This window comes from Pediococcus acidilactici, assembly GCA_024970065.1.
Lineage (GTDB): Bacteria > Bacillota > Bacilli > Lactobacillales > Lactobacillaceae > Pediococcus > Pediococcus acidilactici_A.
The window spans coordinates 1,741,949-1,762,012 of the sequence record CP103908.1; the positions used below are offsets into that span (position 1 = coordinate 1,741,949).

The window sequence follows — 20,064 nt, forward strand, 5'->3', positions numbered from 1 at the left end:
TTTAATCTGCATGGACTTGCTTAAAGTGTCCCGGGTGGAAATATTTATCAATTTCGGTCACCACGAGAACCACGATCCCAGCCACCACTGGGATCAACCATTGCATGCCGTTCATGGCTGCAGTGCTGAAAATTGCTTGCATAAACGGTAAATAAGTTAACCCCAATTGTAACACTAATAGAATTCCGATTATCCAGAAAATGTGCCAATTGCGGAAAACATCTGCAGATAGTGCTGGCTTTGGAGTCCGAATGTTGAAGAGGTAGAAAATTTTACCAAAGACGATGATGTTGACGGTTACCGTGCTGGCCACCAATTCACTAATGCCTTGGTCACGCAACCAATCGAATCCAACCATTCCTAGTCCGGCAATTAAAATTGAAACGTAAATAATTTGAATTACGTCCGCCCGGTTTAGGAATGCTCGCCCAGCAGGACGCGGACGTCGTTGCATAATGCCCTCCTCCGCGGGTTCAAACAGGAAGGCGAATTGAATAGTAATCGCCGACACCATGTTAATCCAAAGCAACTGGGTGGGCACCAACGGCAGCTCTTGTTGGCTAATAATCGATAGGAGCACGATTAACCCTTCCGCAAAACTAGTTGGTAACAGGAAGCGGATCGTCTTCTTAATGTTGTCGTAAACCCGGCGACCTTCGCGAATTGCTTTGGAAAGGGTCGCAAAGTTATCGTCGGTGAGAATCATATCGGCCGATTCCTTTGCCACATCAGTTCCCTTAATCCCCATCGCAATCCCAATGTCGGCGCGTTTCAAGGCGGGCGCATCGTTTACCCCGTCCCCCGTCATTGCGGTGACCAATCCGTTAGCTTGGTAAGCTTCCACAATGCGTAACTTATTATTCGGCGTGGTCCGGGCAAAAACGTTGTAGTTTTGAATAACCTTTTGCAAGGTTTCATCGTCCAAACGGTCAATTTCCGCTCCGGTAATCGCCCTAATTTGGTCGTCCAACCCTAATTTTTGGGCAATTGCCGTGGCAGTTTCCGGATGGTCACCAGTAATCATTTTGACCTTTACTCCGGCATCCCGCATGTCGTGCAACGCCGCAATCGTTTCTTCTCGAGGAGGGTCAATTATCCCTGCCACCCCTAAAAATTGCATTCCAGTTTGCAAATCTGCATGGGTTAAGGTGGTTTGCTCTACTGGAGCTTCCTTATACGCGACCGCCACCACTCGTTGCCCTTTTTGTGCAATTTGCGAGACCCGGTCGTACCACTCCGTCAAGTTAAAATCGGGGTCGTCCTTAACCATTTCAAAAAGTTTGTCAGGAGAGCCCTTTACGTAAATCAACTTGTCACCAGTTGCACTCTGACTTAATTCCGCAATGTAACGGTAGTCCGAGTCAAACGGAATCATGTCCACTTCGGTCCACTCGGGAACTTGTTGCTGAAAGGCTTTGTTTGCCAAGGTTAAAAAGGCCCCGTCGGTAGGTTCTCCGTTAATTTGCCACTGTCCATCGGTTTGCGTTAGTTCAGTGTCGTTAGCGTAATAACCAGCTAAAATCAATTTTTGTAAATCTGGGTGTTCGGCTAGTTGTACCGGCTGGCCATCCAGACACACTGCGCCTTCCGGTTGGTATCCCGTTCCCGTAACTTCAAATTCGTGTTGCTTAGTAACGACGGATTCCACCGTCATCTCATTTTTAGTTAACGTTCCAGTTTTGTCGGTGGCAATCACGTTTACCGAACCAAGCGTTTCTACGGCTGGCAAGGACTTTACGATTGCGTTTTGCTTGGTCATTTTGTTAATTCCCATAGCTAAAACTACCGACGTACTTGCGGGCAGTCCTTCTGGTAGGGATCCCACGATCATCGTGATTAACGCGATGACTAGCACTGGTAGAGAATAAATTTTAGTCAGGTAGCCGTAAATCCCCACTAACATGGCTACAATGACGATTCCGTATGAAATGTACTTTCCTAGTCCGTTAATTTCCCGCATCAACGGGGTTGTTTTACTTTTTACAGTTTTGACGCTAGAACTAATTTGACCGATTTCGGTTTGTTCAGCAGTGGCGGTAACAATTCCCAACCCACTACCGTTGGTAACCGCGGTCGACGCAAACGCTGAATTAGTCCGGTCACCTAAGGAAGTTTCTTCCTTCAGGGCCGTAGCAGTTTTTAGCACTGAGTCAGCTTCCCCAGTTAACGCGGCTTCTTGAATTTTAAGATTGTCCGCATCGACAATTCGTAAATCCGCCGGAACGTGGTCACCCGCCTCTAAAAAGACTAGGTCACCCGCTACCAAATCTTCAGCAGGAACGTCAAGACGTTGCCCATCGCGGACCACCGTAGCTTCCACTTGGAGCAGTTGTTTAATTTTGTCAACCGCACTAGAAGCCTTCACTTCTTGGAAATAACCAATCAGCGCGTTAATAATTACCACCATTCCGATAACGATCGAATCTGAATACTCTCGCAACATAAACGTGGCAATTGCGGCAACAATCAAAATATAGATAATGCTGTTGTTGAACTGCTTTAAAAAACGCATTAAATTGCTGGTTTTCTTTTCGGTCAAGGCATTGGGACCGTCCACCGCTAAACGGCGTTGTGCTTCCGCGGCGGTGAGCCCCGCCTCGGGATCAGTGCGGAGAATTTGAGCGACCTCCGCAGTAGTTAAACGGTAAAAATAAGGCGAGGAAGAGTGACCCGCGCCATAGTCATCGGATGTGGATTTAGTGTGCATAAGCGCCTCCTTAGATTTATAGATAGTTTTTGGTAATTAAAGCATAGCAAAGGTGGGTGGGGGAAGGAAAGAAAAAGGCTCAGAGTGTTTTGCACCCCGGGTAGCTCTTGAGGACTAACTGAATCTCGTCATTAATCGCGGGGTTGGCGATTGATGACGGGATTGGGTTAGCCGCAGAGAGCTGGGGGGCAAAACACGTTTCGACTATCTCGTAATAGAGCGTTAATCGCTGTATTTTAGCGATTAATTACAAAATTTGGCTAACCGGAAAAGGCTGGGGGTTGGAGCACGTTTCAACTACATTGCAGTAGAGTGAATTCCGTTAACCACGAATTTGGCGACTAACGACGGGATTGGGTTAGCCGCAGAGAGCTGGGGGCAAAACACGTTTCGGCTATCTCGCAATAGAGCACAAAAAAACGAGCCAAGATTTCTCTTAGCTCGTTGATTAAATTCGCGTGTGTTTTAAAGCGTCCGCCGCCGAAGCCGATTTTCTAGTGCACCAAGCACCAAATCGACAATGATGGCCATTAACGCAGTTGGCAACGCTCCGGCGAGGATAATCGCACCCCCGTTTGTGGCGTTGGTTCCGCGGATAATAATGTCTCCCAGACCGCCAGCACCAACGAAGGTCCCGATCGCAGTAATCCCGATTGCCAATACCATGGCGTTCCGAATTCCAGCTAAAATTACCGATAGTGACAGGGGAATTTCAATCATCCAGAGGACCTGGAGCTTAGTCATCCCCATTCCCTTACCGGCATCGAGGTAGGCATCGTTTACGTTCAGCATCCCCGTATAAGTGTTCTTAATGATTGGTAGTAAAGCATATAGGAAAACCGTCACGATTACGGTAGATACTCCTAAACCTAAACCAAGCATTAAAATCGATAGCATCGCTAGGGACGGGATGGTTTGAATCACGTTTGCCAAACCAATTACCCAATCACTAATCTTCCGGTACTTCGCGATGAAAATCCCTACAGGAATCCCCACAATTGCCGCTAAAATGACTCCATAAATGGAAATCAAAAAGTGGCGACTGAATTCCGAAAGCACGTACATTCCATTATGCGAGAAGTAATAGAACAGTTGTTGCCAAATATTCATACTTTGCATTAGTGCTTCCCTCCTTCAAAGTAGTGGTGCGCCTTAAGAAACTCACTAGCTACCACCGATGGTTCTTTCAAATTGTTATCAACTTGGTAATTTAATTCTTGCATTGTTTCCAGTGAAATCTTACCGTCTAACTTGTGTAAAACAGGTGCTAATTGTGGGTACTTCTTCAACGCTTTGTTATTGACAACGACACTCGCACTGTATGGTGGGAAGAATTGCCGATCGTCCTTAAGTAATTTCAAATGGTAGCTACGTACCCGGCCATCTGTCGAATAACCGAGGACCGCGTCCATCTTGTTGCTTGCTAAAGCGTTGTAAAGCAATCCCATTTGCATTGGGTATACGTGGCCGAACTGGAAGCCGTAACGCTTCTTAAAATCTTCGTAACCGTCACCTTTCCGGCTTAACCAAGTTTGGTCGATCCCGACCTTCATCTTAGGAGCAATTTTTTTCAAATCGCTGACCGTTTCAATATGATGTTTCTTCGCAAAGTCCTGCGTTACCATAAATTGATAGGTATCGGCGAACCCGTAAGTTGGGAAGTACGTCATATCATAGCGCCGGTCAAATTCCTTGTTTACGTAATCGTTCACTTCCTGTGGTGACTTACCTTGGGGACCATGCAAAATGGTCTGGTAGTCAGTTCCACTGAAGCGAATCGAAGTTAAATCAGCTTCGTCACGCTTTTGAGCTTGAAAACTAACCGTTCCCGAGCCCAAGTTGTTGATTACTTCCGCATTTAAATTCGTATCATGTTCAATTAACTGTTGAATCATTGCGCCCATAATTTGCTGTTCAGTAGTATTTTGGGCCGCAATCCGCACCGTATCTCCCGAAGTGCCGTTCAAACCTGGCCAACCGCATCCCGAAAGCATTACGGTCAACACGCCTAACGGTAGGATCAGTTTAAGTAGTTTTTTCAACATCTAACCCACCTCCTGCATTGTTTTGGGGGTTAGTTTGGCTTCAAGTTTGCCTAAAAGGAAATCGGCAACTAACGCTAAGATGATTACCGGAATTGAACCGCCTAAAATCAAATCAGACCGGTATAAGTTCAACCCGTTGAAAATCAAGTCACCTAAACCGCCCGCTCCAATATAGGAAGCTAAAGCTGTCCAGGCAATTACGTAAGTTGCTGATAAACGAACCCCCGCCATAATTACCGGAAGGGCTAATTGAAGTTCAACTTTCCACATGCGTTGGAAACTATTCATTCCCATTCCCTTCGCTGCGTCAATTAACGCAGGATCTACACTGGTTAATCCCAGATAAGTGTTCCGTAAAATAGGTAGCAATGAGTAAATGAATAGCGCCACGATTGCCGGAGTGGATCCAATTCCAAAAATTGGAATCATGATTGCCAATAAAGCTAACGCGGGAATGGTTTGCATCACGCTGGCAAGTCCAATTACCACCCCTGAAATTTTAGGAGCCCGCGTAAGCAGCATCCCGAGGGGCACCGCCACGATGATCCCGAGCGCAAGGGCAACCGCTGAAATATAAATGTGTTGTCCAGTCTTGCTAAGAATGTCCGCGCCATACTGATTTAAGAAGTTGATCATTATTGATCACCATCTTTCTTAGTAGGCTCCTTTGTGGTTTGACTTGAATTGTTTCCGTCCGCAACGATTGAATCATCGGTAAAGAGTGCGTCATAAACCACATCTACGAGGGTCGCCCGGGTAACAATACCGGTTAACCGGCCCTTCTTATCAACTACCGGCACGTTTCGGAAACCACGTTTCAAAATACGGTCCACAGTGTCCCGAATAATGGAATCTTCATTAACGTAAAATACCCGCGGATCCATGATTTCCCCCACGGTTTTACCGGAATGGTAATATTCGTCAACCTTTTCGATGCTGACAATTCCCTTTAGGCGTTCTTCGGCGTCAGTAACTAATAGCGTATCAACTCGCCGACTGTGCATAATGTCAAGTGCCCGCACTACCGGCTGATCAATCGCAATCGATGCTGGCTTATTGGCCACTTGCCCAACGGTCGTGATACTTGGCTTAGCTTGGATCAAACGATCTTGTCCAATTAAGTTAGCCACAAAATCATTAGCTGGATGACGTAAAATGTTTTCGGGAGTGTCCACTTGAACTTGCTTTCCGCCGGTCATGACTACGATCCGGCTGGAAAGGCGTAAGGCTTCATCCATATCGTGGGTAACGAAGATGAAGGTTTTGCCTAACCGTTCTTGCAGATCCTTAACGAGGTCTTGCAAATCTTCCCGAGTAATCGGGTCGAGTGCGCCAAACGGTTCGTCCATTAAAATAATGTCTTGATCCGCAGCTAGCGCCCGCACTACCCCGATTCGCTGCTGTTGTCCACCAGAAAGTTGGGAAGGATAACGATCCAAATATTCTTCTGGTAAATCAACCAGCTTAATCATTTCTTTAGCCCGTTCATTGCGTTTTTCTTCAGGCCACTTCAATAACTTTGGTACAAGGGTAATATTTTCCCGAATGGTCATGTGGGGCATTAATCCAATATTTTGGATTACATAACCAATCTTACGACGAAGTTTAACCGGATCCATCTTGGCGATATCTTGCCCATTGATCTTAATCGTCCCCGATGTCTGCTTAAGCATCCGGTTAATCATTCTCATTGTGGTGGTTTTTCCCGAACCGGAAGTTCCGATAAAGCAGATAAACTCGCCTTTTTCGACGTTTAGATTAAAGTCATCAACGGCCACTTTGTTCCCAGGATAAACCTTTGACAGATGGCTCATTTCAAGTAACATTTCTATTTAAACATCTCCTTATTGTTCTCTAAAACAACTAGTTTCCATACATTCGGTCTCAGAGGCATTGGGTGCTACTATAACATATATAACACTTCCTTGTACAATCGCGCCAGTGTAAGGCTTTTAGCTGTAACCGAATTCTTTATTGTTTTAATGAGGATTAAAACTTGTTAAAAGAAATAGATGTTGTAAGATAGTACTATAAATTAAAAGGAGCTGAGAAAAATGGCAAAATATGAAACATTGCTTCCCCGTTTTCTAAGATATGTAAAGGTAAATACTCGTTCAAATCCTAATTCAAGTACAGTTCCCACCGATCCTAAAGAAGTTGAATTCTTAAAAACTTTGGCAAAAGAATTAGAAGAAGTTGGCGTAGTGGACGTCCACACCCAACCATCTTCTGGTTACGTAGTTGGGACGTTGCCAGCTAACGACGACGGCAACACTCCCGTAATTGGATACATTTCACACGTTGATACAGCTGATTTCAACGCTGAAAATATCCAACCTCAAGTTCACAAAAACTACGATGGCAAATCTGATATCGACCTCAGCGGCGACGGCAAATGGGTTCTAAAGCCTTCCGTCTTCCCAAGTTTGAAGAAATATGCGGGTCATGACTTAGTTACCACCGACGGATTAACTCTATTAGGTGCTGACGACAAGTCTGGCGTTGCCGACATCATGACCATGTTGGACTACTATAAAGAACACCCCGAAGTTAAGCACGGTGAAATCCGGATTGGATTTGCCCCTGACGAAGAAACCGGTACTGGTGCTGACCATTTTGACGCTAAGGACTTTAACACTAAGTACGCGTACACCGTTGATGGTGGTCCCCTTGGCGAACTTGAATACGAAACCTTCAACGCTGCCCAAGCAACGATTGAAATTCAAGGTAACGAAGTTCACACGGCGGTTGCTAAGGGACTCATGGTCAACGCTTTGCAAGTTGGAATTGACTACCACAACCAATTGCCAGAACATGATCGTCCAGAAGAAACTGAAGACCGCGAAGGCTTCTACCACCTCTTCAAGATGACTGGTACCCCTGACCACGCTCAGTTAGTTTACATTATCCGTGATCACGACCGGCAAAAATTTGAAGAACGTAAGCAAACCATGAAGGACATTGCTGACAAGATGAACGCTGAATTTGGTGAAGATCGGGTCAACGTGGAAGTTCACGACCAATACTACAACATGCGTGAAATTCTTGAAAAAGACATGACGCCGGTTGACATTGCTAAGAAGGCCATGGAAAACTTGGATATCAAGCCGGACATTTACCCCGTTCGTGGTGGTACAGATGGTTCTAAGATTTCCTTCATGGGAATTCCAACCCCGAACCTCTTCGCGGGTGGCGAAAACATGCACAGCCGTTACGAATACGTTTCGGTTCAAACCATGGAACGCGCCGTTGACTTGTTATTAGAAATCAACCGTATTAATACAGAAGAAAACAATTAATTTTTTAAAGAGTGGAAAAATTCTGCCAACTAGAAAAGTTGGAAAATTGAAACTCGTTTTGACATTAAGGACTGTGACAACCTCGTTGTACAGTCCTTTTTAGTAGAAAAGGAGCTTAATTATGTCACTTACAATGGCGATTATTGGATTTGGTAAAAGCGCCAACCGTTACCACATTCCCTACATTAAAGAACGCGACATCAAAATTAAATACATTTATAACCACCGGCGCCATCCGGAAAAGGAGCAAGGATTTTATGATTCCAAAACTGTCTTTACCGACGACCTCGAACAGGTTTTAAACGACCCGGAAGTTCAGTTAGTTACGGTTTGTACGCCGCCGGCCACCCATTTTGAATACGGGAAATCCGCGTTAGAACATGGCAAAAATGTTTTGATTGAGAAACCGTTCGTGGCCAACCAAGCCGAAGCTAAAGAACTTTTTGCACTTGCTGATGCCAAAAAATTATTGGCGATGCCTTACCAAAACCGGCGTTTCGATAGCGACTACCTCACCCTTAAAAAGGTGATTGAACGCGGCTACGTGGGCAAACCCCTGTTGCTTGAATCCCACTTTGATAAGTACCGTCCCGATGACAGCCTCCATGAAGGTTCCCAAGTCGATGGCCAATTTTACGGGTTGGGCGTCCACATGCTTGACCAAATTTTGGGGCTTTTTGGCAAACCTCAGACAATTAATTACGACATCCGGGCGATTCAAAATCCTGCTAGTTCCGTCGATGATTTTTACGAAACGCAGTTATTCTACGATAACTTCAAGGCGACCGTGGTCAGCAATCCGTTAGCCGCGCGTCCCTACCCTCGTTTCTTACTTCACGGAACTAACGGAACCTACGTTAAATACGACATTGACCAACAGGAAAACGACTTAAAGCTTGGCATCATGCCGGGCGACGATCATTTTGGAATTGATGCTCCTAGTCAATTTGGGGTGGTTAAGTATAAAAATCAGAATGGTGACTGGATTGAAAAACAAATTCCTACCATTAATGGGGATTATGGCCGGGTTTACGACTCCATCGTTGCCACCCTTACCAACGGCGACCCTAAACTAGTTTCCAACGAGCAAGCCTTGTGGAACATGGAAATTTTAGAAGCGGGAATTGCTGAAAAAGGTCCTCATCTTTACCAAATGAAGTAAATTACAATCGTTAATGGTTAGGGCAAAGCTGGAAACTTGGCCGCACCTTAACTGACTTTTTACCCTACTAAACAAAAAGAACGGGGGCCAAAGTCGGATAGTTTACGAACGTTAACTAAAAATCGACCGTGATGAATTTACATCACGGTCGATTTTTTAGTTTGGCGGGTCAAACTGACTTTTGTTACACTTCTTTGACGCTGTTGAAGGCAAAACACCCAAACAGCTTTTTAAAAGTCTTTTCATCTATAAAAAGCATTTCTTCTTTAGTTTAGTTTTTCTCGGCCTTTTTAATTTTTTCCTCATTAGGCTACTAAAAAGCACAAAAGTTTTTAACGACCTAATCATTTTACGCGGTAGCTACCTTAAACTGTTCATTCACGTACTTAGCGTACATTGGGTGGGAAGCAACTAACTCTTGATGCGTTCCCGAACCCGTAATTTGCCCATTTTCCACAAAGTAAATTTGGTCGCTGTCCACGATTGTCGACAAACGGTGGGCAATTACTAGCGTAGTGCGCCCCTTCATTAAGTTGGCTAAGGCATCTTGAACCTTTATTTCCGATTCTGAATCCAAACTAGCCGTCGCTTCATCAAGCATTAAAATTTTCGGGTTCCGGAGAAACGCCCTAGCAATTGCGATTCGTTGCCGCTGTCCACCAGAAATTTTTACGCCCCGTTCGCCAACTTCAGTATCCAGTTGGTTAGGCATTTCTTCGACAAATTTCCTTGCATACGCTAAATCTAGCACTTCCCATAGCTGCTCGTCCGTAAAGTCGTCGTCCAAACCGTACGTAAGGTTATCACGAATCGTCCCCGCCATCATGGCTGAATCTTGGGAGACAAACCCAATTTGCTTACGGTAATTAGTTAACCGAATGTCTCGAATATTAGTATTGTTAAACTTAATCTCCCCGCGCGTTGGTTCATAGAAACGTTCTAACAAACTAAAGATGGTTGATTTTCCGCCACCAGAGGGTCCCGCAAACGCAATCACTTGGTTAGGCTTAGCCTCAAATGAAATGTCTTTTAAGACTTCTTCTTCAGGAGCATCCGCGTAAGCGAAGTCAACGTGTTCCACCTTTAAATCTTTATCAGCCAAGTCTAGCACTTCACCATGGTTAAAATCTTCTGGTTCCTCTTCCAGTAATTCCTCCACCCTTCTTGTGGAACCGGAAGCTTTCGCCATCTCCGAAAACAGGGTCGCAATGATAGGAAGCGCACCAATCAAATTAAACAGGTACATCAAAAAACTCATTAGGGTACCAATTGACATCACCCCGATTGCGATCCGGTGAATTCCATACGCCAAAAGGCCAAAGATCATGCTCATGAAAACCATCATCATGATGGGTTGCATCGCCGCATCAAAAACGGCTTCTTTTTTCCCGATTTTAAACAAGCGGTTGATTTCGTTGTCAGCGTGGTTTTGGGCCTGGTTTTCCGCGTTAGAAGTTTTTACCAACCTAATTTCACTGAGCGTTTCGCTAACGATTCCGTTAAATAGTGCTAACACATCTTGCCGGATATGGCCGACCTTCGTTCCAAAGGCCATTACCGGAATCATTAAAATGACCACCACGGGAACGGCAATTACCATTGCTAAAGTCATGTGCCAATCCATCCGAATCATCATGTAGACGGTCCCTACCACGGTAATAATGCTGGCTAGGGTTTGGGGAAAGGTAACCGCCAAAAGCTGTTTAACCTGGTTGGTATCGTTAACTAACCGACTCGAAATTTCGCCGGCCTTTACGGTATCAAAATAACTAACTTTTAGGAGGGTCAACCTTTCCCACAACGTTTTTCGTAAATTCTGGATGACGTTTTCGCCAAAGATTCCGAGAATCGTGCCCCCAATTGCCGAAAAAATTGCCGAAGCCACAAACAGCAAAACCACTTTTGCTAATAACGAGTAATCGACACCCTTGGTAAAGTTATTAACTAACGTGGAGGCTAACTTAGGTACGTAGACTTGGACCCCTGAACTAATTGCTAATAAAATTACCCCCAGGACTAAAAGCAGGTACTTGGGGCTAGTTTTCTTAATCAACCCGAAAAACTGTCTAAAATTAAATTTAGTACGATCTTTACGGATCGTATCGTTAAAACGTGCGTTTGTTGCCAATTTTAGCGCCGTCCTTTCTTCCAATCATCAAAACCATCAAAGCCCCTGAAATCGCCGGGCCGCATTCTTCCGAAATGATTATGCCGAAGCATTTGTTCGCGGGCTCTTTCAAAATGCGGACTCATTTTGCCAAATTGTTCCCAACGACGATCGTTGCTGAACACTTCACTAAATTTTTCCTTGAATTCATCCCCGTCCATGTTTTCAACCATCCGTTTTAAATAGTCGGCCAACTTGGTTAACTCGTCGTCCGAAAAATCCTTAAACAAGACGTCTTTTAAAGTCCCACCGATGGATTCGTGAGTTTTTAAGCTTTCGGTCCCTTTATCCGTAATTTTAATGATGGTTACGCGGGAATCACTGGGTGATTTTTCGCGAACCACGGTACCAGCCTGTTCTAATTTTTTAATAATCTGGGTCACGCTGGACGGTTTGATATCTAAGAATTCCGAGATCCGGCCCGCAGTTACGTTTTCTTCCTTAGCTAGCAATTTCAAAGTTTCAAACGTGTTATCCGTTTTTTCTTCCACCCGGTTCGCGAAAACCAAAAAAGGTTGGTGAGTGATTTTCATCAAGTTGTCTAAAATTTCATCTTTATTCATTATTAAAGTTCCTCCGTTCAATTTATTTAGTTTACTTTTTATTTAACAAACTAAATAATAAAATCATTTAGTTTGTTTGTCAACATGAAAACTAAATAAATTGCGACAAAAAAAACCAAAACCCATCTTACCGGCAATTTCCCGTAAAGTTGAGCTTTGATTTCATTAATACTTATTCCTTAACTACGAAATGCTTACTTGATTTTCAAGTCCTGAAGCTGCTTTTCCACGTCCTCAATCTTAGTGTTGACTTGTAATAAAGCCGCCGCGGTATACGCACTCTCCACCAAAGCCGTATCGTAGAGCTTAACTTCTTTAGCGGTCATTTCCGCGGCCATCTCTAAGTTCATCTTGGCGCTGCCTAAATCGTAGAACGCGAGCAGCTTATCTGCCGCATTGTCGTCAAATGCCTGCATAATGCGTTGCATTTCGGTACCCACTTCATCGTTAGCTAATCCACCGGCGGTCGTTACCGGGACGTCCTGGGCAACTTGTTTAATTAGGCGTTGCACGCCTTGCGCAATTTCGGCAACGTGCGAAACAATTACAATTCCATATTCCATTATTTTTCCTCCACTGCTAGCAAAGCTTTCAGTAAGTAACCGGTGGAAACCGCGCCCGGGTCTAGGTGACCTACTGAACGTTCACCTACATAAGAAGCCCGGCCTTTCTTAGCAATCATTGGCTTGGTGCTTTCTACCGCCCGCTCGACATCTTCTGCGGTAAAGGAAGCTTTCTCTGAAATCGGCTCCCAGACGTCCACCATCGTTTTTTCGCCCATAATTGCCTTACCCCGTTTTTGTACACCGGCAGTAGCGGCAACGAGTAATTCGTGTACATCACTGCTATTAGCCTTTGCCATTTCCATAAAGGCGGTCCCGTATAACGGTCCCGAAGCTCCGCCAACCTTGCTAATTAAACTCATCGCAATTGTTTTAAAAATCGCTGGCAAATCCGGAAAATCTTTCCCGTTAATAGCTTCCATTACGGCATCCATTCCGCGGGCCATGTTATTTCCGTGATCACCGTCCCCAATTGGGGTATCCAAATCACTCAAGTAAGCGTGTTGGGCTTGAATCTCCTGGTTAAATTTTTCCATCCATTTTTTTACGTCTTCCACTGTTAACAAATCAATTCGCTCCCTTCAATCACCATGCAATTGTGTGGGTCGCATAATTTAACTTATCGACCCAATCGTCTTTAATCTTCAAAATAGTCAGTGAAACTCCGGCCATGTCTAACGAAGTCATGAGGTTCCCGACTTTGCTGAAACGCACGTGCAAACCTTCTTCGGCTAACTGATCCAGCACGTCATTCATAAAGACGTACTGTTCCATAAGCGGAGTTGCCCCCATGCCGTTTACCAGCACCGCTACGGAATCGCCCTTCCGAAACCGAAACTCCGACCTTAACTTTTCAATTAGTTCCTTTGCCAATTTCTTAGACGGTTGCAATTTTTCCCGGCGGTAACCTGGTTCACCGTGAATTCCCACTCCGTATTCAATTTCATCGTCTGCCAAGACAAATCCGGGTTTGCCCACTTCGGGAACCGTCGCGCCGCTTAAAGCAACCGCCACGGTTTTGAGGTTAGGTAAGACTGCCGTAGCTAGTTCAGCAATTTCATCCAAACTAGCGCCTTGGTCGGCAGCCGCGCCTAAAATTTTATGCATTAAAATGGTTCCGGCGACTCCGCGGCGGCCCTGTGTGTAAGTGCTATTTTCCACCGCAACGTCGTCATCGACCACGATTGTTTTAACGGGAATGTCTTCCATTTCCGCCATATCTTGCGCCATTTCGAAATTCATTACGTCGCCAGAATAATTTTTAATTACCAAAAATACGCCAGCTCCAGAATTTACCTTTTTAATCGCTTCAAAAATCTGGTCGGGAGTTGGGGAAGTAAAGACTTCGCCACAAACCGCTGCACTCAGCATTCCCGCGCCCACAAAACCAGCGTGAGCGGGTTCGTGTCCACTACCGCCACCGCTAACGATGCCGACTTTGCCAGCAATTTTATCTAAATCCGTACGGTAAACCACCCCGGTTTCTGGTATGCGTTTTAAGTAATCTGGATAACTTTTCACCATTCCCTGAAGCATCTCTTCGACAACTTGCTTCGGGTCGTTAATAATTTTTTTCATCATGCCACTCCTTTTCGTTTTCTTTCCTCACAATTAGATTCTAGTTGAAAGCGGATACAATCACAAGTAATCTCCCTCTTTGATTTACCTTAATCGACCTTTTCCCTTATAATGTGGGAGATGATGCTAATTTTTAAAAGGAGTTCGCAAAAATGATTTTAGAACGGAACAACATGTTTAACATTCGTCAAATTAACGACGATTTGGAGCGGGTTATCGGACCCGAACACGTTACGGAACTAAGGAACTTAATGCGTTACTACCGGTTATGCCAATCCGCAGTTAACGAAGTGGGTACCAAGTTGGAAAATCTTGACGGCGAATACGAAAATGAGTACAACCATAATCCCATTCACCACATGGAACAACGGATGAAATCGGTCGACTCCCTCTTCAATAAAATGAAAAAGAAGCATTTACCGCAGACGATTGCCGCGGTAGAAAACAACATTTTTGACATCGGGGGCATTCGAGTAATCACCAATTACATCAGCGACGTCTACACCATCAAGGAAAACCTAATTTCCCAAGACGACGTCACTTTACTCAAAGTTAAGGATTACATTCGGGACCCCAAGCCAAGCGGCTACCGCAGTTTACACTTGGTCGTAAAGGTTCCGGTCTTTTTGTCGACCGGTCCCGTGGAGACTCCGGTGGAAATTCAAATTCGCACCGTTGGAATGGATATGTGGGCCAGTTTAGAACACAAGCTGCGTTACAAAACCAACGTACCTTCCGCAAAGGTGGCAGACTTTGCCGACCGTTTGGTTGACGACGCCAATACGATCTATAAGGTGGAACAAAATATGCAAACAATTTACCGAGAATTATCAGAACCCGGGGTTTTCAAAAATGAAGAATAAATATCCCGTCACCCGTTATTATGGGGTTCCGTTGGAGCTAGATTCCTCCGGAAATTATCGTTTTAAGTCCACCATTAAAGTTCACGCCTGGCGGAATGGTAAACATACCCGCGGACATTTTCAAAAAATTGGCCAATTATTTTTGACCGAAAATAACCAATTAGTGGTGATCGTGGCGACGGAAAAAATGAACTTCAACCAACGCCATTCTTTAACACCCATTCGGCGGTTTACCAAGGAGACGATTGCTTCCGACATGTTGGCAGCCGCACAAAAAGTTTTTCACGAGGAGGATTAGTTATGAAAACCCTAGTGGTGGTCGCCCATCCTAAACTAGCAAGTTCTAGCACCCAGCCCTTTTTTAAGGCCGCCGTTGCGGACTTGCCTGGGGTTACTTGGCACCCGCTCAACGAGCAGTTTGACGTTGCTCAAGAGCAACAACTTTTAACCGAACACGACCGAATCATCTTCCAGTTTCCGCTCTATTGGTACGGTGCTCCCGCCCTTTTAAAAAACTGGCTTGACCAAGTCCTAACCGTCCGTTTTGCTACCGGGAATCGTTATGCGTTAGCTGATAAACAACTGGGATTGGTGATTACCGCGGGCGAAGCGGCAGCTGATTTCCAAGCTGGGGGTGCTGAACAGTACACGATGTCTGAGCTGATGCGCCCGTTTGAAGCCCTCGCCCATAAATTACGGATGGATTACCTACCGATTATGGCCGTTCACCAATTTCTCTACATGGCTCCGGAAGCCCAGCAACGGCTGCTTGTTCGTTATCAACAATATGTAAACAATCCCAATTTCGAGCATTTCGCCGGCCGGGTAGCTTGGTTTAGTGACCAATTGCGTCGGCAACTCACTAAAGCAGACTCCAGCTCGGCCACCCTAAGCCAAGTCTTAGATAGCTTGGAAAACCGTCAAAGTGAGCTCGATGATTTGGCATGGAACCTATCCATGTTGAAAAAGGAGGAGGATTCCTAGTGGACCAAACCGAAACTAAATGGCTATTAGACCAAGCCCAACAACTTGCCCAGCAAGCAACCACTTACCAACAAAAAGCCTTCTACGTAGCACTGGGTGACCTCATCCGGGAGCAACAAAAACGGGCCGACCAACTCGAAAACGAACTTGACGGCCGGATGTGGGAACATTAAACCACCAAAAAAGACCTAACCGAAATCCCCCCATAGGTTTCAGTCAGGTCTTTTTTAAAATTTTAGTGCTTGTCGTCACGTTGCTGACGATCCTTGTTGTTCTTTTCAGCCCATTCTTCACGGGTTAGCACGTCTTTAACGTTAAGTTTGATTTCTGATACTTCCATGTTGGTGATTTCTTTCACTGCAGAAGTAATCTTGTCAATCATCTTGTCAAAGATTGCTTGGGCATTCTTCCCGTATTCAAGGATGGCGTCCATCTTTAGGGAAACGGTATGATTTTCATCATCAACGTCTACGTTAACTCCCGTTGTTGGATCATCGCCCTTAGAAATTCGATCAGTTACTTTTTCAAAAATATTACCTTCGAGACTTAAAACGCCGTCTACTCCATTAGCTGTTTTACCAGCAATTTTTGCTAAAACTTCGTCGTCAAACGTTAATTTAGTTTCTGGTTTTGTAGTCTTTGTTTCTGGTTTTGCGATTTTATTTTCCATGTTTTAATGCTCCCTTCGCGTGATTAGTTACTTAGCTTCCGGACGAGGTGCTAAATCGGAATTAGGTTTACGATTATTTTGTTCTTTCCACTCTTTTTTGCTTAATACATCACTTACGTGGAAGTTCAACTCAATGACCTTCAAACCGGTCAAACGTTCAACTTCTTCGCTGATTACGTCGCATACTTGAGTAAAAATTTCTCGAATATCGTACCCGTATTCCACCTTAGCATTCATCTCTAGCGATACCTGTTTTTCGCCAACTTCAGCTTTGATCCCTTGAGTTGGATCCACCTTGTTACGAATCTTGTCGGTGATGTTGTCAAAGAATCCACCGTCAAATGAAAGAATTCCATCGACTTTACGAGAAGCTAGCCCCGCAATTTTTTCGATTACTCCTTCGTCAAATGACAAACTAGTTTGCGCGATTCTTGGTTTATCCATGGTTCAACGCCTCCTTAAATTTGCGACGATTCTTCCAAACAAACCATAAGCTTGATACCACCATTAGACCCATTAATGATCTTAATGGTTTATTCTTATCCGTTTTCTTGGCCATTGACAAAACCTCCTTAGCTTTGCTTGCGATCCATATTCAAGGCTGACATTACTTCTGAAATCAGTTGTGATAGTAGACTTCTGCCGTACTTGCCGAGTAAGAACCCGATTAATGCAAGTAGTCCAACTAATACCGCGCTACCAAAGCCAACCGTGACCCAGATAATGCCGAAAATCATTGCGATGATTGCTCCTAAAACTTCACTTTTCATTTGCCATCCCGCCTTTCTAAACGACCTTCAGTGACTTCTTCGAGTGTTGCCGCGGAATGATTTGGACCTTAACGTCACTCTTCATTCCCAGGTGGCGTTGCACACTCTCTTGTACTGAACGTTGAATATCTCGTGCATTGACCCGGTAGTTGTCATTGGATAGATCTTCTACGCTGACCTTCGCTTGCAAGTGGTCCTTGCTGCGAACCCGCACCTTGGTATCAATGTTACCTACGTGATGGTCTTCAGCGACTGCCTTATTAATAATTTGTTCCATCGATTTCTTTGGAACGGTTAAATTGCCATGTCCATCCTGCAACTTCAAATCTTTCTCACTTGTCCGACTCATTAATGCAATTCCAAGCATTACTAACGCAAACAAGGCAACCATTATGCTAAAGACAATTGCGATAACTTCCATCACCTGTGCATTAGACGCTCTCAACGTTTCAAAGAAATCGGTTAGATACGGAATGTAAACTTCCGTTGCGATAAACCATAAAGTTAGAAGCAACGTGATTACTGCCATCAAACTCAATAAAGATTTACTGGTTCGATTCATGAAATCACCCCTAACCCTTCTTGCGCATGCCGAAGATTATCGAGACAATCACTACTAAAATTACTGCACCGAGGATTGACGGAATCAATGCCATTCCAGCTAAGGAAGGTCCCCATGAACCTAGTAAGCTTTGTCCTAACCAAGCTCCGACTAAACCAGCAACGATGTTACCAAGCCAGCCTGCTGGTAAATCACGACTTGTAAGTGCCCCGGCGATTGCACCGATGATACCACCAATAATTAATGACCAAATCCATCCCAACATAACAAACACTCCTCTCGTAATCTAAAGATTGACCAACGAACCCTTCGTTCATTGGTTCATCATTAAGATAGCATAGGTGAATACGCTTCAACAAAGAATATGCTTATGGAATTAATTACTTATTTGTAAGGGAGAATAGTAATATAGGAAGGATTGTAGTAAGTGATGTAATCCGGGAAGCTCGCGAAAACCACGGAATCAAGGCATTAAGCACCGGGTTAAGCGATTGATACCTTAATTTGTTTATCCGAAATGAGCCGGATCACTCTGTACATTTTGCCTTTGCGGTAAAAGCGCGCAACTATCAACGTTTGCTACTTGAATGCGAGCAATGGGGCAATTGAGGTATGCATTTGATGAACTACAAGAAACTGCGGCCGCCAATTTTAAGCAATAAAAAAAGACCAAGAAAACGTTTTCTTGGTCTGGTACGCGAAATCCTAAAAAACAAACGGCGGAAAACCTGAATAGTGTTCTTCGCCACTTCTTTCCATCCGATCGTGGTCAATTGCCCGAGATTGGAAAATTTTGAAAATCCCGTAGTCTTTAAGGGGCAGCCAATCCTCATTGCCGGCGTTGTCTAACTTTTCTAGACGGTGCAAATCATTAATCGTGATTTTATAATTTTGCTCCTGAGGATTGCGGGCGTTAATTGCCCAGAATTTTTTAATAATGGGCATAACGTGCCGTTGTTTAGCGTATTGGCACATCAATTCATCACTTTCAACCTGATACTTAGAAGCAATTTTACCCATGGTAGGTAAATCAATGAAACTATAATCAAGAAACGGAAAATCAGCCATCACCTGCAATTGGTTTTGCTGACAATAATCAAAAATCTGGTCGTTTAACGACGTCGGAAAATATCCAGTTTTAAAAATCATCGGAGCAACCTTAGCGTTCCGCTTTAGCTTTTCAACCTGCTCGATACTAAAGTTAGCGACACCTAGCGCCCCAACGCATCCCTTATCATACATTTTTTCTAAAGAATGCCATATTTCTCCCATCAACTGGTAGTCCTCGTCAAAAACCGTCTGATCCAGCAACAAAGCATCGAAATAATCAAACTTCATTGTTTGGAAGGCGTCGTCAATTGCTTCCTCAAACGAAGACACATCCCCAATTTTTTTTGCAAAATTAACCGTAATATATAAATCTTTGCGCTTTAGCTTGGGCTGTCGATACATTTTTAAAGTTGCTTCGATGTCACCATGAGGCTCCTTAGTCATTGGAAAATGAGCGTAGGGATCGTCATCGTTGTCGTCAGAATCCTTAATTTCTTCATAAAAATGACGATAACCTTGCCAAAGTGCATCATGAAGGCGACTAACCCCTAATGCTGTGCTGATTACTTGTTTTGGTAGTTTAGTTCCGTTCACTAGCTCAGTTAATGCCATAAGCGACACCTTCCTCTACTTTGGATATGGTTACGTATAAACGCCAAAGCAGTTTTAGAACAATAAACCAATAAATTCAGAAGTCATTACCCAGCACAACCCATAAATTTAACAGCTTTTCTATCCACTTTAGCGTTCTTTGACATCATACTAACACTTAATATACTGAATGGCAACATTCAGAATGCACGTTATTGAATATTACCTATATTTATATTAAACCACAAAAATCATTTACGTGGGTTAGTTAATTTAACAATTCCCGCAGCTAAAATTAGTGCACCACCTACGAGGTTAAGCGAACCCCCAACGATTTCTAAAACGCCAATTCCCTTAGCAGAGTTACTTTTTTTCATATTTTAAATTCCTTTCCGTTATCCAAGTAAATCAGTTATAAATCAGCTTTACTATTGCTGAAGAATTGATTTAAACTAAGTATATAACTTTTAGAAATTAGGTGACAATCGTG

Annotated in this window: 24 protein-coding genes; 6 read left to right on the top strand and 18 right to left on the bottom strand. The window is 44.1% G+C overall.

Going from position 1 to position 20,064, the window contains the following annotated elements:
* Position 1: 1 nt before the first annotated feature.
* The 5 genes from NYR25_08325 to NYR25_08345 all read right to left on the bottom strand — a co-directional run bounded on the left by NYR25_08325 (position 2) and on the right by NYR25_08345 (position 6,578).
* Complete coding sequence (locus NYR25_08325) at positions 2-2,707, bottom strand: HAD-IC family P-type ATPase (GenBank protein ID UWF33577.1); 2,706 nt, start codon at positions 2,705-2,707, stop codon at positions 2-4.
* A gap of 465 nt (positions 2,708-3,172) precedes the next feature.
* Positions 3,173-3,817 (bottom strand): ABC transporter permease, encoded by a 645-nt coding sequence (locus NYR25_08330; protein UWF34732.1) that lies wholly within the window; start codon positions 3,815-3,817, stop codon positions 3,173-3,175.
* Between the two features lie 8 nt (positions 3,818-3,825).
* On the bottom strand, positions 3,826-4,752 hold the full coding sequence (locus NYR25_08335; GenBank protein UWF33578.1) for an osmoprotectant ABC transporter substrate-binding protein: 927 nt from the start codon (positions 4,750-4,752) through the stop codon (positions 3,826-3,828).
* Positions 4,753-5,388 (bottom strand): ABC transporter permease, encoded by a 636-nt coding sequence (locus NYR25_08340; GenBank protein ID UWF33579.1) that lies wholly within the window; start codon positions 5,386-5,388, stop codon positions 4,753-4,755.
* Positions 5,388-6,578 (bottom strand): betaine/proline/choline family ABC transporter ATP-binding protein, encoded by a 1,191-nt coding sequence (locus NYR25_08345; protein UWF33580.1) that lies wholly within the window; start codon positions 6,576-6,578, stop codon positions 5,388-5,390. Before NYR25_08345 ends, NYR25_08340 begins: the two co-directional genes overlap by 1 nt.
* 228 nt (positions 6,579-6,806) lie before the next feature.
* Here NYR25_08345 and pepT point away from each other — a divergent pair, with 228 nt between their 5' ends.
* The gene (gene pepT, locus NYR25_08350) at positions 6,807-8,051 is read left to right on the top strand and encodes a peptidase T (GenBank protein UWF33581.1); all 1,245 of its coding nucleotides are present in this window, start codon (positions 6,807-6,809) and stop codon (positions 8,049-8,051) included.
* Positions 8,052-8,172: 121 nt separating this feature from the next.
* Positions 8,173-9,213 (top strand): oxidoreductase, encoded by a 1,041-nt coding sequence (locus NYR25_08355; GenBank protein UWF33582.1) that lies wholly within the window; start codon positions 8,173-8,175, stop codon positions 9,211-9,213.
* 349 nt (positions 9,214-9,562) lie between these two features.
* On the opposite strand, the gene NYR25_08360 is transcribed toward NYR25_08355, so the two are convergent.
* The 5 genes from NYR25_08360 to dhaK form a co-directional block, all read right to left on the bottom strand.
* Entirely contained in the window at positions 9,563-11,311 is a 1,749-nt protein-coding gene (locus tag NYR25_08360) for an ABC transporter ATP-binding protein/permease (GenBank protein UWF34733.1), read from the bottom strand.
* Between the two features lie 32 nt (positions 11,312-11,343).
* A complete protein-coding gene (locus NYR25_08365; GenBank protein UWF33583.1) occupies positions 11,344-11,943 on the bottom strand; it encodes a MarR family transcriptional regulator in 600 nt (199 codons plus the stop codon).
* 194 nt (positions 11,944-12,137) lie between these two features.
* A complete protein-coding gene (dhaM, locus tag NYR25_08370) occupies positions 12,138-12,506 on the bottom strand; it encodes a dihydroxyacetone kinase phosphoryl donor subunit DhaM (protein UWF33584.1) in 369 nt (122 codons plus the stop codon).
* Positions 12,506-13,072: a dihydroxyacetone kinase subunit DhaL gene (gene dhaL / locus NYR25_08375; protein ID UWF33585.1), complete on the bottom strand. Its 567-nt coding sequence runs from the start codon at positions 13,070-13,072 to the stop codon at positions 12,506-12,508. Before dhaL ends, dhaM begins: the two co-directional genes overlap by 1 nt.
* 19 nt (positions 13,073-13,091) lie before the next feature.
* Positions 13,092-14,084 carry a dihydroxyacetone kinase subunit DhaK gene (gene dhaK / locus NYR25_08380; protein ID UWF33586.1) on the bottom strand — a complete coding sequence of 331 codons (993 nt, stop codon included), beginning with the start codon at positions 14,082-14,084 and terminating at the stop codon, positions 13,092-13,094.
* Positions 14,085-14,236: 152 nt separating this feature from the next.
* Between dhaK and NYR25_08385 the strand changes: the two genes are divergently transcribed.
* From NYR25_08385 to NYR25_08400, 4 genes are read left to right on the top strand one after another with little or no spacing between them, the layout of a single operon-like run.
* Complete coding sequence (locus NYR25_08385) at positions 14,237-14,947, top strand: GTP pyrophosphokinase family protein (protein UWF33587.1); 711 nt, start codon at positions 14,237-14,239, stop codon at positions 14,945-14,947.
* Positions 14,937-15,245 (top strand): hypothetical protein, encoded by a 309-nt coding sequence (locus NYR25_08390; protein ID UWF33588.1) that lies wholly within the window; start codon positions 14,937-14,939, stop codon positions 15,243-15,245. Before NYR25_08385 ends, NYR25_08390 begins: the two co-directional genes overlap by 11 nt.
* A 2-nt stretch (positions 15,246-15,247) precedes the next feature.
* On the top strand, positions 15,248-15,931 hold the full coding sequence (locus NYR25_08395) for an NAD(P)H-dependent oxidoreductase (GenBank protein UWF33589.1): 684 nt from the start codon (positions 15,248-15,250) through the stop codon (positions 15,929-15,931).
* Positions 15,931-16,104: a hypothetical protein gene (locus tag NYR25_08400; protein ID UWF33590.1), complete on the top strand. Its 174-nt coding sequence runs from the start codon at positions 15,931-15,933 to the stop codon at positions 16,102-16,104. Before NYR25_08395 ends, NYR25_08400 begins: the two co-directional genes overlap by 1 nt.
* Before the next feature lie 62 nt (positions 16,105-16,166).
* Here the strand turns inward: NYR25_08400 and NYR25_08405 are convergent, their stop codons facing one another.
* The 8 genes from NYR25_08405 to NYR25_08440 all read right to left on the bottom strand — a co-directional run bounded on the left by NYR25_08405 (position 16,167) and on the right by NYR25_08440 (position 19,951).
* Positions 16,167-16,601, bottom strand: coding sequence for an Asp23/Gls24 family envelope stress response protein (locus NYR25_08405; GenBank protein UWF33591.1), 435 nt, complete (start codon positions 16,599-16,601; stop codon positions 16,167-16,169).
* Positions 16,602-16,628: 27 nt separating this feature from the next.
* A complete protein-coding gene (locus NYR25_08410) occupies positions 16,629-17,045 on the bottom strand; it encodes an Asp23/Gls24 family envelope stress response protein (protein UWF33592.1) in 417 nt (138 codons plus the stop codon).
* Positions 17,038-17,160: a hypothetical protein gene (locus NYR25_08415; protein UWF33593.1), complete on the bottom strand. Its 123-nt coding sequence runs from the start codon at positions 17,158-17,160 to the stop codon at positions 17,038-17,040. The genes NYR25_08410 and NYR25_08415 overlap by 8 nt, the downstream gene beginning before the upstream one ends.
* A gap of 13 nt (positions 17,161-17,173) precedes the next feature.
* Entirely contained in the window at positions 17,174-17,371 is a 198-nt protein-coding gene (locus NYR25_08420) for a DUF2273 domain-containing protein (GenBank protein ID UWF33594.1), read from the bottom strand.
* Between the two features lie 16 nt (positions 17,372-17,387).
* Positions 17,388-17,933, bottom strand: a complete 546-nt coding sequence (amaP, locus tag NYR25_08425; protein UWF33595.1) for an alkaline shock response membrane anchor protein AmaP — start codon at positions 17,931-17,933, stop codon at positions 17,388-17,390.
* 10 nt (positions 17,934-17,943) lie between these two features.
* Entirely contained in the window at positions 17,944-18,198 is a 255-nt protein-coding gene (locus tag NYR25_08430) for a GlsB/YeaQ/YmgE family stress response membrane protein (protein ID UWF33596.1), read from the bottom strand.
* Between the two features lie 440 nt (positions 18,199-18,638).
* A complete protein-coding gene (locus tag NYR25_08435; protein ID UWF33597.1) occupies positions 18,639-19,595 on the bottom strand; it encodes an aldo/keto reductase in 957 nt (318 codons plus the stop codon).
* Between the two features lie 230 nt (positions 19,596-19,825).
* Positions 19,826-19,951: a hypothetical protein gene (locus tag NYR25_08440; protein ID UWF33598.1), complete on the bottom strand. Its 126-nt coding sequence runs from the start codon at positions 19,949-19,951 to the stop codon at positions 19,826-19,828.
* Positions 19,952-20,064 lie beyond the last annotated feature (113 nt).